Origin of the sequence: Brevibacillus nitrificans, from assembly GCF_003710965.1 — a bacterium.
Classification (GTDB): Bacteria; Bacillota; Bacilli; order Brevibacillales; family Brevibacillaceae; genus Brevibacillus; species Brevibacillus centrosporus.
This window is the reverse complement of record NZ_RHHU01000015.1, coordinates 1-18,618: the sequence shown is the minus strand read 5'-3', so window position 1 is coordinate 18,618 and position 18,618 is coordinate 1. Positions and strand designations below refer to the sequence as shown.

Here is an 18,618-nt window from a genome sequence, read left to right as displayed (position 1 = left end):
ATCATGTACCATAAACATTATCTTAAATTAAAGATATTCACCTGAAAGGAGGGGGAGCCATGTCAGAACAGTATGTTCGAGACGATTCCCTCGATCTGATGGTCGTCCTGTCGAGATCGTACAACTGGGTGACAGCCCATACCAATCGTGACATTCGCCGGCACGGACTCAATCCTACCGAGTTTGGCGTGCTGGAGGTTCTTTTCCATAAAGGACCGCAGCCTTTGCAGCAGATTGGCGAAAAGATCCTTATCTCCAGCGGAAACATTACCTACGTGGTGGACAAACTAGAAAAGAAGCAGCTTCTGATCCGCAAACCCTGTTTGGAGGATCGCCGGGTCATATATGCCGAGCTGACGGAAAAAGGAAACCAGCTGCTGGCGGATATTTTCCCTTCGCACAAGACAGCCATTGAAAGGGCAGTCAGCGGTCTTACTCCGGAGGAACAGAAACAAGCTATCCAATTGTTAAAGAAACTGGGTCGTGCCGCACAGGAGAGCTATTAGCCGAAGCGGTGCGACCACGCTCCACCAAAAAAGCGCTTGACAAAACCTTCAATGCATAATAGTCTTAAAATCAAGATTTACGAATTAAATGTTAGCGACTTACAAAACGAAAGGGGAATATTACTTCCATGAGTAAAGTACTATTGATTAAAGCAAACGATCGACCAGTCGAGCAAGCAGTGAGCGTAAAACTTTACGAAGCTTTCGCTCAATCTTATAAAGAAACTCACCAAAACGATGAAATCGTTGAGTTGGACCTGTTTGCTGAAAACCTGCCATACTACGGAAACGATCTGCTGACTGCCATGTTCAAATCAGGCAAAGGTATGGAACTGTCTGCAGAAGAGCAAAAAGGCGCTGAGCTGGTTAAAAAATACCTGACTCAATTTGCTGAAGCAGATAAAGTTGTGATCGCGTTCCCAATGTGGAACTTCACTGTACCAGCTCCTCTGCACACTTACATGGACTACCTGTCCCAAGCAGGCATCACATTCAAGTATACAGCGGAAGGCCCTGTAGGTCTGATGGGCGACAAAAAAGTGGCTCTGCTGAGCGCACGCGGTGGCGTTTACTCCGAAGGCCCAATGGCAGCTATTGAATTGGCTAACAAATACGTTCGCACCCTGCTTGGCTTCTGGGGCGTTTCCAACATCACTGAAGTGATCGTGGAAGGCCACAACCAATTCCCAGACAAAGCAGAAGCAATCGTGCAAGAAGGCATTACCAAAGCTGCAAAACTGGCTGAAACATTCTAAGACTTGCTTATGCAAAAGAAAGCCTCGACTGAGGCTTTCCCTTAGTCACAATATCTCAAATTTAAAATACTATAATTTAAAACATTTAAGGAGAGATGAAACATGATGGATCTTGGATTGCTTATTATTCGTTTGGTGATTGGTTTGACTTTCGCTGCGCACGGTACACAGAAGCTGTTTGGCTGGTTTGGTGGTTACGGCTTGAAAGGAACTGGCGGTTGGCTTGACTCTATCGGTGTTAAACCTGGTGTCTTGATGGCGCTGCTCGCAGGATTGGGTGAGCTTGTTGGCGGTCTGTTGTTTGCGGCTGGTGTCGGTACGTGGGTTGGAGCGATCTTGATTGCATTTACCATGCTGATTGCGATTGTAAAAGTTCACGGTCAAAACGGATACTGGGCTACCTCTAACGGCTATGAATACAACCTGGCTTTGATCGCTGTTGCCATCGGCGTAGCTTTGATCGGCCCTGGCGCTTACGTTCTGTTTTAATCGACCAGACTTTTCTTGGACGCCAATGACTGGAACTAAAGGAGGCAGAAATCATGGATATCCGCGTCTACACACGAGATGAACAAGCAAAAGGGCATTTTGGCGATGGAGAAATCGTGGAAAACAAACCGATTGGCTTTCCCCGTGAAGGATCGGCAGTCACCCGGGTGGGTCCCCTCTTTTACTGGGCCTGGGCCAAATCATTGAAAACCTTTGAGATTCCGCTGCATCCGCATTCCGGCTTTGAAATTTTGACCTATGTCCTAGATGGCACAGTTGGTCACCGCGATACCTTGGGCAATGTTCAGCGAGTCACTACAGGCGGTGTCCAGATCATGCAGACTGGTTCAGGTGCCCACCACGCGGAAGAGCTGAGTCAGGATTCGGAACTGTTCCAGATCTGGTTCGAGCCGCATCTCAGAGCTGCCGTGAAGCGTCCGCCGACCTACAATCAATACGATCACGAAGCATTTCCTGTTGATGGAGAAGGCAGCGTACGAATCAAACGAATCATCGGACCAGATACGCCGATCGAGCTCGTTACGGACTCTCGCATGAGCGACATCACGATCCCGGCTGGTCAGTCCTATCGCCTGAGTCTTCCTGCTGGGTACGCCCATGCAGTGGTAGTAGTCTTCGGTGACGGCAGCATCGGAAGTGACCAGCTTCAGGAGGAGCAATCGATGACACAAGGTGATTTTGTAGTTGCCTCATCCGATTCCGATAGTGAATTGGTCTATGAGGCTTTCGGGAACACCCCCCTCCGTCTTGTCCTGATTCAGGTGCCAACAGAAGTTGATTATCCGCTGTATCGGAAATAATCCTACTCCTTTTCCTGTACGAAAACAGGGCTCCTCAGAGCAGTTCATCTGCTCCGCGGGGCCCTCTTTTTTATGCTTTCGCTTCTAATAGAAAAACAGATAAAAATTTCTTTACACTAATTCGGCACTTCGTTGTTTTCTCTCCTGCCTCTAATTCCTGCATGCGCATCCGCACCTCTTGAAAGTCAAACAACCGGGGCGCGAAATGCTCAAAGGTGGGATTGGCGTAATCGGTCAGCCCCAACGAGGACAAATGGGTCAAAGCCTGTATCACCATGCGCCGAATACGCTGCTCCATGGCGCGGACTTCCTTTACGATCGATTGCTCGTCCAGATTCCCGTGCAGTTTTTGCAGGATGAACGTATACAGTTCCTTGAGCTGCAATTCGCGAAGCTTATCTCCCCTCTGCTCCTCCTCGCCGAGCCAGCGCATGATCAGCAAAAGATCAGGGGCACCCGCCTCGCTCGCAATACCGAGCTGCAGCAGCAATTGCCGCGCCTTTTGTTCCAGACTGCTTTCCTGCGAACTCTTGCTTTTATGGTCTGCATCTATGGGTTCTTTGGCCTTCACGTCTAAAATCTGCAGTGATTTGCGGATGGTTTGCAAGGAAGCTTCCAATGAAAGATGATCCACTACGCGCTTCAACACCGACATCACTTCCAAGCGATTGATAGGCTTTTGGATAAAGGTATCGATCCCTTGCAAGTACGCCTCGCCAATCATCTCTTTATTCTCCACCTGTGACACCATGATAAATCGACCGGCAAATCCTTCCGATCGCAGCTTCTTGATCGTCTGGATTCCGTCCTGACCCGGCATCAGCAGATCGATCAGCACGATATCGACGCCGTACAGTTGATCGATGGACACGCCGATGCCATCGCTCGCCTGCCCTGCGATTTCCCCCAGATTGCATTCCATGATGATGCGCTCCAGCATTCTCCGCACTACAGGGTCATCCTCGATCAGAAAGAAACGTATCATCATACGCCCTCCTTTCGTAAAAGTTGATCCGTCGGGAGGCTCACTTTAAAATGAGTGGTTAGCCCCCAGTCGTTAATAATCTGCAGGCTTCCTTGCAAACTGTGTACGATCCCCTTTGCATGTGTTAACCCAATTCCCGTCGAGGCATTCCCGTTCTCGTCAAACTTCGTGGTATACCCTGGCTGAAACACCCATTCCCTTTCCTCACTAGGAATCCCCGGTCCGTTGTCTACGACATGAAATAGAATGTTCCGCTGATCCAGCTTCACCTCAAGCTCGATCCAGCCGGAGGAATAGATCGCTTCTACTGCGTTCGACACCAAATTGTTCAAAACAGATAGCAGAGCGTAAATCTGGCTCGTACTCAAATTTACGTCACACCGCAGAGAAAATTCGATATCTTTTCCCAGCATTTCGGCATATTTTCGATTCGCTCGCATCACCAGCCCACACAGCTCTGCGATCGGAAGCTGCGGCGCAAGCACTTCCTGGTTGATCAGCTTGGACAACCCGGCTAGCATGCGCTGGGAATCCTTTTTCACCTCGTGGACATTTTCCGCGATGAGAAGAGCCGCTGACGATTCCGTATTTTCAGAAGAGAGAAGCCGCGTATACAGCTGATAGCTATCCCGCGTGATCTCTTCCAAGTGGGACATGGATTTTCGCAGATAAAATGCTTCTTGATATAGCTCCGTGTTGATCATCCGCAGCTTCTCCAACTCTTGTTGGCGCACCTCTCCTACAGCCCTGACCTGACGGATCGAAAAGCTGTTGTACAGACCCACGGCAAAAAAACTGCGCAAGACCCCAAAAAAGAGAAGCATAAAGACACTCTCCCAGGTAATGGGAGGGAAATCATTGAACAAATGCCTCACCTGAAGCTCTACCATATTGGAAACAAAATCGACAGAGGCACCAATCAACCCGACGATCAACGGGGCTTCCAAGTACCGCCTTGCCTTCAGAAAATGAAAGAGCAAAGAAAAGCTGAAATAGTAAAAGGCGGACGGCAAATGGATCTGCAGGCTCTCCATCCATCCCACTTGGCTGAAGATGTGATCAAGCCCAACCCGAAACCCGAGAATGAATGTCCCGGTCAGAAAACCAGTCAACAGCACCGGCACCGCCTGGAACCACAGCAATCCAAAAAAGAAAGCGGCAATTCCCAGTGAGAAACGAAAAGAGCCCCCTAAAGGGTTTACCTTCATTTCCCCAAAGAAGGCGGTTGCCAGCATAATAATGAGAAGTACCAACAAACGCTCTCGCATAGACGCCCCTCTCTCCATAGAAAAGATCTCCCATTCCTATTGTACTGAGAATCGGAGACCTGCAAAGTGTTAAAGATTAGGCGTGTCTATTTTCCAAGCGCTTGGAGATGATGGACAGCGCATAGTTCACCACAAAATACATGACCGCTACCAGCAGGAATGTCGGAATGACGTAGTTTACGTTTCGGCCGTTGATGATTTGTGCGTGGTTCATCAGCTCTGGCAGGGCAATCACGACCGCCAGCGACGTATCCTTCAAAAGCGAAATGAATTGGCTCACCATTGGCGGCACCATGCGGCGAAGAGCTTGTGGCAGCACGACATGCCACAGTGTTTGCATGTAGGTAAGACCGGAGGAACGTGCCGCTTCGATCTGTCCCTTCTCGATCGAGTTCAAACCACTGCGCACGATCTCGGAAATCATGGCCGATTCAAAAATGACCAGTGCCAGTATAGCCGCATAAAACTTATCCAGCTTGATGCCGATTTCCGGCAATGCGAAGTACGTGAAGAAAATGATCAGCAAGAGAGGCAGGTTTCGAACGAGCTCTACTGCTGTGGCAAGCACTTGAGACAACACCGGAATGCGTGCATAGCGTATGACCCCGACAATAACGGAAACGACAAAGCTTAGAGCGATGGACAGGAAGGCCACCTGCAATGTGACCCAAAAACCTTCAAGCAGGAAGGTAAGATGACTGGGAGCGTATGCGCCAATAAAGTCCATGGATTACCCTCCTTTTATCTGGCTCTCGCCAAGCGCCGCTCCAGGTATCCTACGAGCAGACTCAGCGGAAGAGTGAGTATCAAGTAAAAAACAGCCACAAAGATGTACACATCAAACGTAACGAACGTATCTGCGGAAATCAGATCGCCGAAATACATCAAGTCGAGACCTGCGATTACGCCCAGCACAGATGAGTTTTTCACCAGGTTGATAAACTGGTTGCCCATTGGCGGAATCACGATCTTGATCGCTTGCGGCAAAACAACGTAGCGCATCGTTTGGACATAGGTAAGCCCAGAAGAGCGAGCAGCCTCCGTTTGTCCTTTGGATACAGCCAAAATCCCTGCACGAATGGTTTCCGCGATGAAAGCTGCGGTGTATACAGTGAGCCCCAGCGTCCCGGCTACAAAGGATTCCAGACGGATGCCAATGGCAGGAAGTCCGACGAAGAAGACAAACACAACGAGAATTAATGGGATATTGCGGATGAATTCCACATACGCTGTCCCCACCCAGTTCAGAGGGCGTACAGGCGCAATCCGGAAGACGGCCATGAGCGTACCTAACAGAAAACTTCCAATGAGGGCAAGCAAGCTCGCTTTCAGTGTGTTGCCGAATCCTTGGAGAAACATATCCCAGTGATCAAACAGGATGGACATATCAATCATCGCTATGATCGATCCCCCTTTGCCAGTTAGAAATAAGTGGATGAGCGGTAGGGTATCCGCTCATCCTTCTTGAAGTCCTACCGCTTTACTTTTTCGGTTTTTCGCCGATCCATTTTTCATAGATCTTGTCGTATTCACCATTGTCTTTCATTTCTTTCAACAGGTCGTTTACTGTCTTCACGAATTCTGCGTCGCCTTTGTTGATCGCGATTCCGTATGGCTCTTCAGTGAACGTCTCTTCGGTTACACGGTAATTCGGATCTTGCTTGGCCATGCCGTACAAGAGGGCGTTATCCGTAGTCAGCGCATCGCCTTGTCCCGCTTTCAGTGCAGTGAAGGCTTCCGCGTAGTTTTCAAATTCCAGCACTTCTACGTCTGGTGCTTTTTCACGGATGTTTTTCGCAGAAGTAGAGCCTTTGGCTGTTACCACCTTCATGCCCTTTTGCAAATCTTTAAGTCCGTTGATCGGGCTGTCCTTTTTCACCAACAGGGATTGACCCGCCATGAAATAAATATCAGAGAAATCGACTTCTTTTTTGCGCTCTTCCGTTACGGTCATCGTCGCGATAATCGCATCGATTTCACCGTTTTTGAGCATCGGGATCCGCGTTTTGGAAGTAACCTCTTTCAGTTCGATTTTGTTTTCATCGCCCAGTACCTTTTTAGCGATGGCTTTGGCGATATCGATGTCAAAGCCTTCAACGTTTCCTGTAGCAGGATCTTTTAAGCCAAACAAGTTCAGATCATACTTCACGCCAACAACGAACTTGCCTCTCTCCTTGATTTTCGCCACTGTGCCAGCTGCAGCTCCAGAAGCTGCTTGACCGCCCTGGCTAGCACCCTCGGAGGTTTTGCCCGCGCCACAGCCTGCCAAAACGCTTGCGCCGAGCATCAATACCAGGCCCAAGCCCGTTACTTTCTTCCAAACACTTTTTTTCATGTGAATGCCCCTTTTCTCTATGTTTTGAAAAGCTTGTTACCTCTGCGAAAAAACTAGTGATTCAAAATGCGGCTTAGGAACAGACGCGCCCGCTCTTCACGAGGATTGGCGAAGAATTGGTCAGGCGTGGACTCTTCCAGAATCTGTCCTTGGTCCATGAACACAATGCGGTCTGCAACTTCACGGGCAAAGCCCATCTCGTGAGTAACCACCACCATCGTCATGCCTTCCTGCGCCAGACGTTTCATCACGTCGAGCACTTCACCGATCGTCTCCGGATCGAGCGCTGACGTCGGTTCGTCAAACAGCATGATTTTCGGCCTCATCGCCAAACCGCGGGCAATCGCCACGCGCTGCTGCTGTCCACCCGATAGTTGCAGCGGATATTTTTCAGCCTTTTCAGGGATACCTACTTTTTCCAGATAGTACATCGCGGTCTCGATCGCTTCCTTTTCTGGAATACCGAGTACCTTGATGGGAGCCAGCGTAATGTTCTGCAGCACGTTTTTGTGCGGATACAGGTTGAAATGCTGGAACACCATGCCGATATCGCGTCGCAGCTTGTTGATGTCGGTGCCCTTGTCATTCACCTTCACATTGTCGACGATCAACTCACCGCTTGTAATCGTTTCCAAACGATTGATGCAACGAACCATCGTGCTCTTCCCCGACCCGGATGGTCCGATTACCACGACGACTTCGCCCTGGTTGATGTGTAGGTCAATGTTCTTCAAGACGTGGAAGCTTCCGTAATGTTTGTTCACTTGATGAAAACTGATCAACCAGAATCCCCCTCTTCTCTGTTTGTTAGACATATCGTAACGGGACTCTACACGAAACTACACGAAAAGACGAAAGAAATATCTCTCTCTTTGTAATTTTCTAAATACAAACGGTTACATAATCACTTCCCCGAATTGGGACATGACCAATTGCTGTCTGCCATTAGAAAAAGCTCTGTCCACAGGTAACAGAGCTTTTCGGTAATGACTATGAGCTTCTCAAATGATTTTATCTTCGACCATCAGCATTTTTTTCTCGAAAGGAGCGGTCAGTACGATCAGCGTGTAGGAATATCCAAAATCACCGGTACGTTCGGAAAAGGCGACCAGCTCCTCCGTCGTTTCCGTTACGACCTTGAGCATGTAATTGTACTCTCCACTGATCCGATACAGGTCGGTCACTTCTGGCGATTGCTTGCAGAAATCGATAAATGCTGAACATTGCTTCGTTCGAAACAGGATGAAAGCCGTAGTATGCTTTCCGAGCTTGGCAGGGGAGATCGATGCGTGATACCCCGTGATCACACCCTGCTCCTCCAGTCGGCGCACCCGCTCCTTTACGGCAGGCTGGGTCATGCCGATGATTCGCCCCATCTCCGCCATGGGAATCCGCGAATTTTCATGCAGAAGACTCAAAATCTTGTAGTCGACCTGATCCACAAGAACCACCCTTTCAAATCCAAAAGTTTATACCGAAAAATAACTTGTTTTTGATAAATATGACGTGCGAAATACCTTTGAATCTGCATGTAAATTATAATTTTCCTTTTGTAAAATGTCACTACGCATTTACTGCCGTCTTTTCAAAAGGAGTGGTTTCCCTTGTCACGTACTGTTTTTATTTATTTGCTCGCTTTGGGAGAATTCATGGTCGGTACCTCTGAAACGATTATTACCGGAATCATCGGGATGATCGCCACCGACACCCATGTGAGTCTTTCCCTCGCCGGGCAGCTGGTGACTGCCTTTTCCTTGGCATTTGCCTTTGGCTCCCCTCTGTTGATTTCGCTGAGCGGACGGATGGATCGAAAAAAACTGCTCCTCCTCGCATTCAACCTTTTCATCGCGGGCAATCTGGCTGCATCGCTCTCGCCCGGCTTCCCACTTCTGATGGCATCGCGCATCCTGCTTGGCCTGAGTGGTGGTGTCTATACCGTAGTAGCCTTGGCGATGTCTACCCAGCTGGCTTCCCCTGAGAAGAGGGGCAGTGCCATAGCCATCGTGCTGATGGGCTTCAGTGTCTCGCTGGTCCTAGGTGTTCCGGCTGGCACGATTGCTGGTGAATTCTTCGGGTGGAGACCGGTCTTTGCACTCATCGCTTGCCTGAGCCTGGTCCCCTGCCTGGCCATCGGTTTGTATCTACCGAAGGTCAAAGGGGAGGTGACGATCCCGCTACGGACGCAATTGAGCGCCCTCAGAAATGCCCGGGTGGTCTACGCTTTGCTCCTGTCCTTTTTCTTTGTCACTGGCTATTCGACCGTCTACACGTATATCACTCCGCTTCTGCAAGAGGCTGCGGAAATGACGACAGCGCTGGTTAGTACTGCTCTTTTCCTAGCCGGAATCGCCAGTGTGGCAGGATCACGGATCGGCGGTCTTGCCACAGACCGTTGGGGTGTACGTTCGACTCTCTATGCCAGTCTCGCAGTGCATATTCTTGCCTTGCTGCTTCTCCCGCTGGCCTCCCAGCTGATCGTGACTGCGATGCTCATTACCTTTCTCTGGATCGGCGCGGTGCAAGCAACCGTGCCCGCGCAGCAGTACTATTTGATCACACTCTCCCCGGGATCAGCGGAAATCGCCTTGAGCGTCAACACCTCGATCTTTCAGCTGGGTATTGCCGCAGGAGCAGCGCTGGGAGGGATCGTGGCGAGCCAGAATGCCCTTCTCCACCTCGGCTGGATCGGCGGCGGCCTCGTGCTGATCGGACTCGGCTTTGCCTGGCTGTCCTTTTTCCAGGCGAGACATTCCTCACCCGCAAAAGCCTCGCAAGCTTAAAGGAACATGCAGCTGCGTTCCAGCGACAAAAAACCCGCCGAGGCAGTGCGCCAGGCGGGTTTGCATTTTCATTTATTGGCTGATCGCTTTCGATTTAACGATCTCGATTTATCTCACCAAGGCTGGCTCTTGCTCCAGCATGGTACCTTCCTCGGCATAGCGCACGTGCCACGCAAGTGCTTTTTCCAAAACGTGTGGGGTATGTCCACCGCGTGTAAGAGCTTCCGCGTAGTAGGCACGCAGCTGATCACGATACATCGGATGCGCACAGTTGTCGATGATTTTCAGCGCGCGCTCGCGAGGAGCCAGTCCCCGCAGATCAGCCAGTCCTTGCTCGGTCACGATGACGTCTACATCGTGCTCGGTATGATCCACATGAGACGCAAACGGAACGATGCTGGATATCTTGCCGCCTTTTGCGATGGACTTGGTCACGAAAATACCCAAGCGAGAGTTGCGGGCAAAGTCGCCTGAACCGCCGATCCCGTTCATCATTTTCGTACCCGATACGTTGGTGGAGTTTACGTTTCCGTAGATGTCCGCTTCGATCGCCGTGTTGATGGCAATCAGGCCGAGTCGGCGAATGATTTCCGGATGGTTGGTGATCTCCTGTGGACGAAGCAAGAGCTTGTCGCGGTATTGCGCGAAATTTTCCGTTACGTGCTTCATTTTTTCATCCGTCAGGGTGATCGAACAGCCGGAAGCAAAGGCAATCTTCCCTGCATCCAACAGGTCAAATACGGCGTCCTGCAGAACCTCGGAGTATACCGTCAGATCCGTAAACTCGGAATCCAAAAATCCGTTGAAAACCGCATTCGCGACTGACCCGATGCCCGATTGCAGCGGAGCGAGATTTTGCGGCAATCGCCCTGCTTTTACCTCATCCCGCAAAAAATTGATCAAATGGGCTGCGATTTGAGCAGTTTCCTCGTCAGGCTGAACGATGGAGGATGGCGAGTCCATGATGTTGGTTACCACGATTCCTTTGATCTTGTTCGGATCAACCGGAATTCCCTTCGTACCAATACGCTGGTCTACAGCAACGAGCGGAATCGGTTCGCGCTCTCCTTGTTTGGCAGGTGTGTAAATGTCGTGAATGCCTTCCAGCGCATCTGTCTGCGCCAGGTTCAGCTCGATGATGACGTGGTCAGCCTGCTCTACAAAAATATTGGAGTTGCCCACCGAGGTCGACGGAATAATCATGCCATCCTCTGTAATTGCAACCGCTTCCACGATCGCGAAATCGATGTGCTTCAATGCACCATTGCGAATCAGCTCTGCCGTATGCGATAAATGCTGATCGACAAACATGATGCTGCCATCGTTAATTTTTTTACGCATGGTCGCATCAGCTTGGAATGGCAAGCGTTTGAGCACGATACCTGCTTCCGCCATCACTGAGTCAACATCGGCTCCCATTGAAGCCCCTGTATATACATTCACCCCGAAAGGCTGATTCTCATGTTTTGCCCGTTCTGCCAATGTCACTGGCACCACTTTGGAATCCCCTGCGCGAGTAAAGCCACTTAGCCCGATCGTCATGCCATTTTCGATCCAGCTCGCTGCTTCCTCAGCTGTCACGATTTTTTCTGCCATCCGTTTATCGCGTAAGCGCTCCCACATGATAGTGACCCCCTCGAAATGTTTCATTCTGATTGTATCTACCCTAGCACATGCAATCTGAGCGCACACTCGATTTCGGACAAAACAGAATTTGTAGAGGCAAAGTCAGAAAAACAGGCCGCAAACCATTCTCATTTACCGCCGAATTAAAAGCCCAATAATTGGCGGAACGAACTGGAATACGTCTGGCTTACAGGTACTCGTGTTTTCTGTTTATCTTTCATTTCCAGCAGAAACGTGGAATGAAAATGCGGGTGAATGAATCCGATCGCTTCCATGTTCACAAAATAAGAACGATGGCAACGAACAAACTGGGTTGGCGGCAGCATGCTTTCCAGCTCAGCCATGGAATATTTGTTGGCATACGCCCCTGTCGCCGTGTGCAAAAGGGTCTTGCCCTCGTTGGAGCTGATATACACAATCTCGCTTAAGGTGAGTGGCAGCCAGCCATTTTCATCCTTCCCGATCAAAACGGATACGCGCGGCTCCTGCGGTGCAGCCATCGGCAGCGCCTGTGGAGCATAAATAGCCGTAATGCAGCCCATGACTTGACCATGACTGACCAGTGGCAGGGAAAGGCCGTAGTAGGCCACTCCAAAGACGCGGCTTTCCACATAATGCGCCACTTTTCCCATCTCTTGCAGTGCTTTATAGGTAGCAGACCCGACCGGTACGGAATCGCCTGGTGTGATTTTCAGATCAATGATGGAGCTTGGCTGGTAGTACAGGTAGTGTGCACCATCTGATATCGCGATCGATACGCCGTCAGGCACAACTTCGCCTATCATCTGCAGCACTTCTGGCACCAATGAGTTCTCCATTATGATTCCCCCTGCTCCCACGCAATTAGTCTTCCCTTCATATTAAACCACATTTCAAGCGCCTTCGAACGAGCCTTGTCTTTCCATTCTGTGTACATAATCCCCAAGGTAGGGACCACCCGGTATGCTATCATAAAAAGCAACCGAGAAGGAGCCTCTGCTGAGGTCTGTACGTTGGAAAAAGGCGGTGCAGCATGGAACATACCATAGTCTTGATTGCCAAAGGCACAGATACTTTGGATTTTTTGCTCAAAGAATTGAAAGCGTATTTCGAACCCTATTGTCGTGTCATCGGCTACGCCACACACCAGCATATCCCGGATTTGCGCCACGCATCCCACGTTTTTCTCACGACCAAATCACCGGAGCTGTACACGATCGCTCGCCAGGTCGTCGGGGATGAGGTTCCCATCACGGTTCTGAACCGCGTCTTTGAGCTTCGCAAGCTGAAGGCTTTGATGCAAATTCCTCCAGGCACGACCGTACCCGTCATGAACAATTCGCCTGTCACTGCCCAGGAAGTCATCCAAAACTTGCTGGAGGCAAACGTAGATCACCTCCACTACATTCCGTTTCATCCCGGCTGTACATTTGATGACCCCACGCTTCAATATGCTGTCATCATGAGCATTCCCGATGTCCCGCCTCCGCCCCATCTGGAGCTGATCGATCTGGGCTTTCGCAAAATTCATATTCACGATCTGATTGATATTGGCCGCAAAGTAGGGATCCCTGTCGAGTGGGAGCGTGAGTATCTCTCTGCCTATATCGCGGAAATGTCGGAGCTGTCCAAGCTGCTGGGCACTTCCTATGCGGAGGTGCAAAAGCTGAACAGCCAGCTTCAGTCCACGTTTCAAGCGGTTCGCGATCCCGTGATTGCCTGCAACCAGCAAGGCCTGATTACCTTCATTAACGATGTTGCGACCCAGCTTTTCTGCCCGCATGAGGCATCTGTCGTTGGGCAGCCCTACACGGTGCTTGCAGAGCACAGCTTTCTTGCGCCGTTTTTCGAGCAGGAGGGCCAGGAAGATACGTTGGTCACACTCGCCAACAAGCAATTCATCGTCAGCAGCCAGAGCATCCGACGCCGCCAAGAGCGCCTCGGTTTCGTCTGCACCCTAAAGGACGTCACCGAGCTGCAGCGTCTGCGCACACAGCTTGTTTTGCGCGGGCACACAGCGACTTATACCTTTCAGGACATCAAAGGAAAAAGCGAGCCGATCCAGCATGCGATCGAAGTCAGCAAAAAAATGGCGCGAAACAACCAGACCATCCTGCTGCTCGGAGAAAACGGGACGGGAAAGGAGCTGTTCGCTCATGCGATTCACCAGCACTCCCTGCGCAAAAACGGACCTTTCGTAGCGATCAACTGTGCGTCGCTGCCGGAGAATCTGCTGGAAAGCGAGCTGTTTGGCTACGAGGATGGCGCTTTTACCGGCGCGCGCAAAGGTGGCAAGCCCGGTCTGTTTGAGCAGGCGGATGGCGGGACGATCTTCCTTGACGAGATCGGGGATATCTCCCCCGCCATTCAGGTCAAGCTGCTGCGTGTCCTGCAGGAGAAGCAGGTCATTCGGGTAGGCGGGACGGGGATTATCGCTGTGGATTGCCGTGTCCTTGCAGCTACGAACCGGGATTTGGAGAATGCCGTAGAGCAAGGCCATTTCCGCGAAGACCTGTTTTATCGCCTCGCTGTCCTGCCGATTGAAATCCCTGCGCTACGCGAGCGGATCAGTGATCTTCCTTTATTGATCGAGGATCATTTGAGCAGTCAGGGCTTGCGCAAAACGTGGTCCCCAGAAGTCATGGGGCTCTTGCACAGCCATGATTGGCGTGGAAACATCCGTGAGCTGAAGAATGTCGTGGACTATGCGACTGCGGTCAGCGAAGGACCCGTCATTACCATCGAGGATTTACCCAAGCGTTTAACCCAGCGGCTGGCTCAAAAGTCGTATGAAAATGCAGCTTCTTTCCGGGCAAGCGATGAGCGAGACGTCGATCTTTTGCTGTGCCTGTATCAATATTACGTCACCAATAAACCGGTCGGACGTTACCAGCTAGCGAACTCCCCTGTCCTGCGGTCAACAGGCTGGACGGAAAGCGCTCTACGCAACAAGCTCAAGCAGCTGGAAGAGCGTGGGCTGGTACGCTCAGGAACGACACGGCAAGGTACGACCATTACAGCGGACGGTATCGAGGTGCTGCGCAGTCTTGCTCGGATCTAGGCCACTTTCATTCGGTCATCATTAGGCATTATTAGGAGCGCATAAACCTAATAAACATTCCTAAAAAGATGCCCATCTTTTTTGACCCAGGCAAAACACCGGAGAAATGGCCTTTTTCAGGCTTTGTCGAATCTTGGCACGCACCTTGCAATTCACCGAGATGTAACCATTCATAGCGAGGTGACCTCATGACTCCGAACAAAGTTCCAGCCAAAAAACGTTTTTCTGTGCCTCATACCTATGCCATTCTCTTCATCATGATCGTATTGGCAGCGCTTGCTTCTTACGTGCTCCCTACAGGGGAATTCGAACGCATCAAGGACGCGACCTCCGGCAAAACCATCGTCGTGAACAACAGCTACCATCCAGTCGAAAGCAGCCCTGTCGGATTCTTTGACATGTTTAAAGCGATTCCGGATGGGATGCAAAAAGGTGCGCAAATCATTTTCTACATCTTTATCGTCAGTGGGGTTTTCGGCATCATTCGTTCCACCGGTGCCATTGAATCAGGGATTCACAAAGGCGTACGCCATTTAGAGGGACGGGAAAAGCTGTTGATTCCTGCTTCCATGTTCCTCTTTTCTATTGGCGGTTTCACCATGGGGATGGCGGAAGAAAGCATCATCTTCGTGCCGATCGGGATCGCGCTTGCCCGTGCGATGGGCTTTGACGCTGTTACCGGTACGGCCATGATCACCATGGGGGCAGCCAGCGGCTTCATGGGCGGGATGCTCAATCCGTTTACGGTAGGGGTCGCTCAATCTCTTGCCCAGCTCCCTCTTTTCTCTGGCCTTGCTTTCCGTACAGTAGTCTATATCATCGTCCTCGGCTTTGCGATCTGGTATGTCATGCGCTACGCCTACAAGGTCAAAGCGGATCCGACCAAGAGTGTGATTTACGAAGTCGAAAAGGAAGCCGTCTCTGAAAAAGTGGAAATGGATATCCCTGAGCTGAATACCCGTCACAAGCTGGTATTTTTGGTTATGGTGATTGGACTTGCTTGCAACGTCTACGGTGTCTTCAAATACGAATGGTTCCTGACCGAGCTGACCGCTTCCTTCCTGATCATGGGTCTGGTCGCAGGTCTCGTCGGTGGACTCTCGGTTAACAACCTGTTTGATTCGTTCGTGGCAGGCGCCAAAGCCGTTACGTTCGGGGCTTTGATCGTCGGCTTTGCCCGCGCCATCACAGTGGTCCTCGAGGACGGCAAAACGATTGATACCATGATTTACGGACTGACCTCTGCCATCGGACATTTGCCAGATGCGATCAACGTAGTGGCGATGTTCTTGATCCAGGCGGTTCTCAACCTGTTTATCTCCTCCGGGAGCGGACAAGCTGCGACGACGATGCCCATCATGGTGCCGATAGCCGACCTTTTGGGCATCCAGCGTCAAGTAGCGGTACTCGCCTTCCAATACGGAGACTCGGTTACCAACTCGATCATCCCGACTTCTTCCGCATTGATGGGCTATTTGGCTGTCGCGGGTATCCCTTATGAGAAATGGGTCAAATTCATCTGGAAGCTGCTCTTGGGCTGGGCACTGATCGCCTGCGTCGCGCTGATTGCTGCCGTTTATCTCGGCATTGTCTGATCTTCGCGACTACATCCTGACACCCATCCTAGGAGGAATCATGCGTACCACTATCGAACAATTACGCCCTGTCATCTTTTCGCTGTACGACCACTTGCATCAGCATCCAGAGGTGAGCTGGCAGGAGCAGGAGACCACCTCGTTTATCGCCGGTTTTTTGCGTAAGCACGGCTGCGTCGTCACTACCTTTGAGGATGTGACCGGCGTCGTAGGAGACTATGGCCCCGCTGCTCCCGGCTCGATCACGGTGGGAGTCCGCGCTGATATGGATGCCTTGTGGCAAGAGGTCGACGGTGTCTTTCGCGCCAATCACTCCTGCGGGCATGATGCACATATGACCATGGCGATGGGCGTTCTCTTGGTACTCCAAGCCCAGAACATCCAGCTGCCTGGTCGGCTGCGTTTCATTTTCCAGCCAGCCGAAGAAACCGGGAACGGTGCGCTCACCCTCGTGAACAAGCAGGTAGTGGACGACATCGACTATCTGTACGGCGTTCATTTGCGTCCCATTCAGGAAATTCCAAATGGAACGGCCGCCTCAGCCATCCTCCACGGTGCAGCAGGTACGATCTCCGGTCACATCCAGGGAAGCGATGCACACGGAGCGCGGCCTCACCTCGGAGTCAATGCGATCGAGGTCGCTGCCGCCATTGTGGAGCAGCTCAAAGGCATTCACCTGGATCCACTGATCCCGTATTCCGTCAAAATGACGCAGCTGTCCGCCGGCGGAAAGAGCACGAACATCATTCCTGGTTCGGCGCATTTCCATCTCGATTTGCGGGCGCAGACGAACGAAGCTATTCATGCGCTGTTTACGAGGGTCGAGCACATCCTGCAGAATATCGCCAAGCTGTATGATGTACCCGTCCACTACGACATCACCGAGCGGGTCTACGCCGCCGAAGTGAACGAGGAAGCCCGGCAGATCATGGCCGAAGCGATCTCGCAGACATTGGGGCCTGCCAAGCTGGAAGCTCCCATCTCCACTCCTGGCGCCGAAGATTTCCATTACTATACAAAGGAACGACCGCATCTGCGCGCTACGATGCTCGGACTCGGCTGTGGTCTTCATCCCGGGCTGCACCACCCGCAGATGACCTTTGATCGGGAAGCACTGCTTTCCGGTATCGAGATTCTGACCCGAACGGTCTTGTCCACCTTCGAACGCCATAGCTGATCCACCCTATCCCATTGCCTAGGAGAGATGATCATGAAAATCGAACGCGTTGACCTGCAGCGTATCAAAATCCCATTAACGGCTCCGTTTGTTACAAGCATGGGCCTCGAGACGCACAAAGAGTGCATCCTCGTTCGCGCCTACAGTGGTCCATACGTCGGTTTTGGAGAGAGCGTTGCGATGGACGTCCCTGTCTACAACGAAGAGGACGTAGATACGGTCTGGTACATGCTGGAGAAGTATTTGATCCCGCAGCTGTTCACCCGCGAGATCGAGCATCCTGACGATGTCTCCCGCCTTTTTTCTTGGATGCGCCGCAATAACATGGCCAAAGCAGCACTGGAAGGCGCCATTTGGGATCTGTATGCGAAAATGAACGGCATCTCCCTCTCCCAGGCATTAGGCGGTACACGCACGCAGATCGATGTGGGCGTCAGCATTGGGATCGAACCGACCATCGGAAAGCTGCTGGAGCGCGTAGACGGCTTTATCCGTGACGGCTACAAGAAGATCAAGGTCAAAATCAAGCCGGGCGCTGACGTAGAGCCGATGCGTGCGATCCGCCAAAAGTTCGGTCCAGATGTTCCGCTCATGGCGGATGCCAACTCGGCCTATACGCTCAATGACATCGGTCTGCTGAAAGAGCTCGACGAATTCGGACTGATCATGATCGAGCAGCCTCTGGCTCATGACGATATCATCGACCATGCGACCCTGCAAAGAGAGCTGAAAACGCCAATCTGTCTGGACGAGAGCATCCACACCGTCGAGGATGCGCGCAAAGCGATCGAGCTCGGAAGCTGCCGAATCATCAACATCAAGATCGGACGTGTAGGCGGGCTGACCGAAGCGAAAAAGGTACACGACCTGTGTCAGGCACACAACGTACCGGTTTGGTGCGGCGGCATGCAGGAGGTAGGAATCGGACGCGCTCACAATATCGCGATCGCCTCCCTCTCCAACTTCACGATTCCGGGCGACACCTCGCCATCTCATCGCTACTTTGCAACGGATGTCGTCAGCCCGATGATCGATTTCGCGGCTCCGGGTGTCCTGGACGTACCGACTGCTCCCGGGATCGGGATGGTCATCAACGAAGATGTCGTCCGCGACGCCCTCATTGAGCACAAAAGCTATTTCGCCAACCGCGAATCGACCACGACTGTCATTCCCAACTTTTAAAAATACAAATAGGAAAAGGGAGATCCTCAGCGATCTCCCCAGTTTGTCGAGAAACCCCA

The 18,618-nt window shown here is 51.4% G+C and carries 18 protein-coding genes; 9 read left to right on the top strand and 9 right to left on the bottom strand.

Going from position 1 to position 18,618, the window contains the following annotated elements; all coding sequences use genetic code 11:
* Positions 1 to 59 precede the first annotated feature (59 nt).
* The 4 genes from EDM59_RS22190 (at position 60) to EDM59_RS22175 (ending at position 2,571) form a co-directional block, all read left to right on the top strand.
* A complete protein-coding gene (locus tag EDM59_RS22190) occupies positions 60 to 506 on the top strand; it encodes a MarR family winged helix-turn-helix transcriptional regulator (protein WP_122925617.1) in 447 nt (148 codons plus the stop codon).
* A 128-nt stretch (positions 507 to 634) separates the two neighbouring features.
* Positions 635 to 1,261 carry an FMN-dependent NADH-azoreductase gene (locus tag EDM59_RS22185; RefSeq protein WP_122925616.1) on the top strand — a complete coding sequence of 209 codons (627 nt, stop codon included), beginning with the start codon at positions 635 to 637 and terminating at the stop codon, positions 1,259 to 1,261.
* 102 nt (positions 1,262 to 1,363) lie between these two features.
* The gene (locus tag EDM59_RS22180; protein ID WP_122925615.1) at positions 1,364 to 1,750 is read left to right on the top strand and encodes a DoxX family protein; all 387 of its coding nucleotides are present in this window, start codon (positions 1,364 to 1,366) and stop codon (positions 1,748 to 1,750) included.
* A gap of 53 nt (positions 1,751 to 1,803) precedes the next feature.
* Entirely contained in the window at positions 1,804 to 2,571 is a 768-nt protein-coding gene (locus tag EDM59_RS22175; protein ID WP_122925614.1) for a pirin family protein, read from the top strand.
* Between the two features lie 70 nt (positions 2,572 to 2,641).
* On the opposite strand, the gene EDM59_RS22170 is transcribed toward EDM59_RS22175, so the two are convergent.
* The 7 genes from EDM59_RS22170 to EDM59_RS22140 all read right to left on the bottom strand — a co-directional run bounded on the left by EDM59_RS22170 (position 2,642) and on the right by EDM59_RS22140 (position 8,601).
* A complete protein-coding gene (locus EDM59_RS22170; protein ID WP_122925613.1) occupies positions 2,642 to 3,556 on the bottom strand; it encodes a response regulator in 915 nt (304 codons plus the stop codon).
* Entirely contained in the window at positions 3,556 to 4,824 is a 1,269-nt protein-coding gene (locus EDM59_RS22165) for a sensor histidine kinase (protein ID WP_122925612.1), read from the bottom strand. The genes EDM59_RS22170 and EDM59_RS22165 overlap by 1 nt, the downstream gene beginning before the upstream one ends.
* Before the next feature lie 76 nt (positions 4,825 to 4,900).
* Positions 4,901 to 5,551 carry an amino acid ABC transporter permease gene (locus tag EDM59_RS22160; RefSeq protein WP_092270529.1) on the bottom strand — a complete coding sequence of 217 codons (651 nt, stop codon included), beginning with the start codon at positions 5,549 to 5,551 and terminating at the stop codon, positions 4,901 to 4,903.
* A gap of 14 nt (positions 5,552 to 5,565) precedes the next feature.
* Positions 5,566 to 6,219: an amino acid ABC transporter permease gene (locus EDM59_RS22155; protein ID WP_122925611.1), complete on the bottom strand. Its 654-nt coding sequence runs from the start codon at positions 6,217 to 6,219 to the stop codon at positions 5,566 to 5,568.
* A gap of 85 nt (positions 6,220 to 6,304) precedes the next feature.
* The gene (locus EDM59_RS22150; RefSeq protein WP_092270523.1) at positions 6,305 to 7,159 is read right to left on the bottom strand and encodes a transporter substrate-binding domain-containing protein; all 855 of its coding nucleotides are present in this window, start codon (positions 7,157 to 7,159) and stop codon (positions 6,305 to 6,307) included.
* Between the two features lie 53 nt (positions 7,160 to 7,212).
* The gene (locus EDM59_RS22145) at positions 7,213 to 7,941 is read right to left on the bottom strand and encodes an amino acid ABC transporter ATP-binding protein (RefSeq protein WP_122925610.1); all 729 of its coding nucleotides are present in this window, start codon (positions 7,939 to 7,941) and stop codon (positions 7,213 to 7,215) included.
* 219 nt (positions 7,942 to 8,160) lie between these two features.
* Positions 8,161 to 8,601 (bottom strand): Lrp/AsnC family transcriptional regulator, encoded by a 441-nt coding sequence (locus EDM59_RS22140; RefSeq protein WP_122925609.1) that lies wholly within the window; start codon positions 8,599 to 8,601, stop codon positions 8,161 to 8,163.
* A 162-nt stretch (positions 8,602 to 8,763) separates the two neighbouring features.
* On the opposite strand from EDM59_RS22140, the gene EDM59_RS22135 reads away from it, so the two are divergent.
* A complete protein-coding gene (locus EDM59_RS22135; RefSeq protein WP_122925608.1) occupies positions 8,764 to 9,939 on the top strand; it encodes an MFS transporter in 1,176 nt (391 codons plus the stop codon).
* Positions 9,940 to 10,047: 108 nt separating this feature from the next.
* On the opposite strand, the gene scpC is transcribed toward EDM59_RS22135, so the two are convergent.
* Both scpC and EDM59_RS22125 read right to left on the bottom strand, forming a co-directional pair.
* Positions 10,048 to 11,562 (bottom strand): succinyl-CoA:acetate CoA-transferase ScpC, encoded by a 1,515-nt coding sequence (scpC, locus tag EDM59_RS22130; RefSeq protein WP_122925607.1) that lies wholly within the window; start codon positions 11,560 to 11,562, stop codon positions 10,048 to 10,050.
* A 146-nt stretch (positions 11,563 to 11,708) separates the two neighbouring features.
* Positions 11,709 to 12,383: a LytTR family DNA-binding domain-containing protein gene (locus tag EDM59_RS22125; RefSeq protein WP_122925606.1), complete on the bottom strand. Its 675-nt coding sequence runs from the start codon at positions 12,381 to 12,383 to the stop codon at positions 11,709 to 11,711.
* 194 nt (positions 12,384 to 12,577) lie between these two features.
* On the opposite strand from EDM59_RS22125, the gene EDM59_RS22120 reads away from it, so the two are divergent.
* From EDM59_RS22120 to menC, 4 genes are all read left to right on the top strand, one after another.
* Positions 12,578 to 14,605, top strand: coding sequence for a sigma-54 interaction domain-containing protein (locus EDM59_RS22120; RefSeq protein ID WP_122925605.1), 2,028 nt, complete (start codon positions 12,578 to 12,580; stop codon positions 14,603 to 14,605).
* Positions 14,606 to 14,793: 188 nt separating this feature from the next.
* On the top strand, positions 14,794 to 16,200 hold the full coding sequence (locus tag EDM59_RS22115) for a YfcC family protein (RefSeq protein WP_122925604.1): 1,407 nt from the start codon (positions 14,794 to 14,796) through the stop codon (positions 16,198 to 16,200).
* A 40-nt stretch (positions 16,201 to 16,240) separates the two neighbouring features.
* The gene (locus tag EDM59_RS22110; protein ID WP_122925603.1) at positions 16,241 to 17,377 is read left to right on the top strand and encodes a M20 peptidase aminoacylase family protein; all 1,137 of its coding nucleotides are present in this window, start codon (positions 16,241 to 16,243) and stop codon (positions 17,375 to 17,377) included.
* Between the two features lie 33 nt (positions 17,378 to 17,410).
* Positions 17,411 to 18,559 (top strand): o-succinylbenzoate synthase, encoded by a 1,149-nt coding sequence (menC, locus tag EDM59_RS22105; RefSeq protein ID WP_122925602.1) that lies wholly within the window; start codon positions 17,411 to 17,413, stop codon positions 18,557 to 18,559.
* Positions 18,560 to 18,618: the final 59 nt, after the last annotated feature.

Coding starts and splice junctions, on each gene's coding strand:
- EDM59_RS22190 (WP_122925617.1), top strand. CDS start 60: ATGTCAGAACAGTATGTTCGAGACGATTCCCTCGATCTGATGGTCGTC.
- EDM59_RS22185 (WP_122925616.1), top strand. CDS start 635: ATGAGTAAAGTACTATTGATTAAAGCAAACGATCGACCAGTCGAGCAA.
- EDM59_RS22180 (WP_122925615.1), top strand. CDS start 1,364: ATGATGGATCTTGGATTGCTTATTATTCGTTTGGTGATTGGTTTGACT.
- EDM59_RS22175 (WP_122925614.1), top strand. CDS start 1,804: ATGGATATCCGCGTCTACACACGAGATGAACAAGCAAAAGGGCATTTT.
- EDM59_RS22170 (WP_122925613.1), bottom strand. CDS start 3,556: ATGATACGTTTCTTTCTGATCGAGGATGACCCTGTAGTGCGGAGAATG.
- EDM59_RS22165 (WP_122925612.1), bottom strand. CDS start 4,824: ATGCGAGAGCGTTTGTTGGTACTTCTCATTATTATGCTGGCAACCGCC.
- EDM59_RS22160 (WP_092270529.1), bottom strand. CDS start 5,551: ATGGACTTTATTGGCGCATACGCTCCCAGTCATCTTACCTTCCTGCTT.
- EDM59_RS22155 (WP_122925611.1), bottom strand. CDS start 6,219: ATGATTGATATGTCCATCCTGTTTGATCACTGGGATATGTTTCTCCAA.
- EDM59_RS22150 (WP_092270523.1), bottom strand. CDS start 7,159: ATGAAAAAAAGTGTTTGGAAGAAAGTAACGGGCTTGGGCCTGGTATTG.
- scpC (WP_122925607.1), bottom strand. CDS start 11,562: ATGTGGGAGCGCTTACGCGATAAACGGATGGCAGAAAAAATCGTGACA.
- EDM59_RS22125 (WP_122925606.1), bottom strand. CDS start 12,383: ATGGAGAACTCATTGGTGCCAGAAGTGCTGCAGATGATAGGCGAAGTT.
- EDM59_RS22120 (WP_122925605.1), top strand. CDS start 12,578: ATGGAACATACCATAGTCTTGATTGCCAAAGGCACAGATACTTTGGAT.
- EDM59_RS22115 (WP_122925604.1), top strand. CDS start 14,794: ATGACTCCGAACAAAGTTCCAGCCAAAAAACGTTTTTCTGTGCCTCAT.
- EDM59_RS22110 (WP_122925603.1), top strand. CDS start 16,241: ATGCGTACCACTATCGAACAATTACGCCCTGTCATCTTTTCGCTGTAC.
- menC (WP_122925602.1), top strand. CDS start 17,411: ATGAAAATCGAACGCGTTGACCTGCAGCGTATCAAAATCCCATTAACG.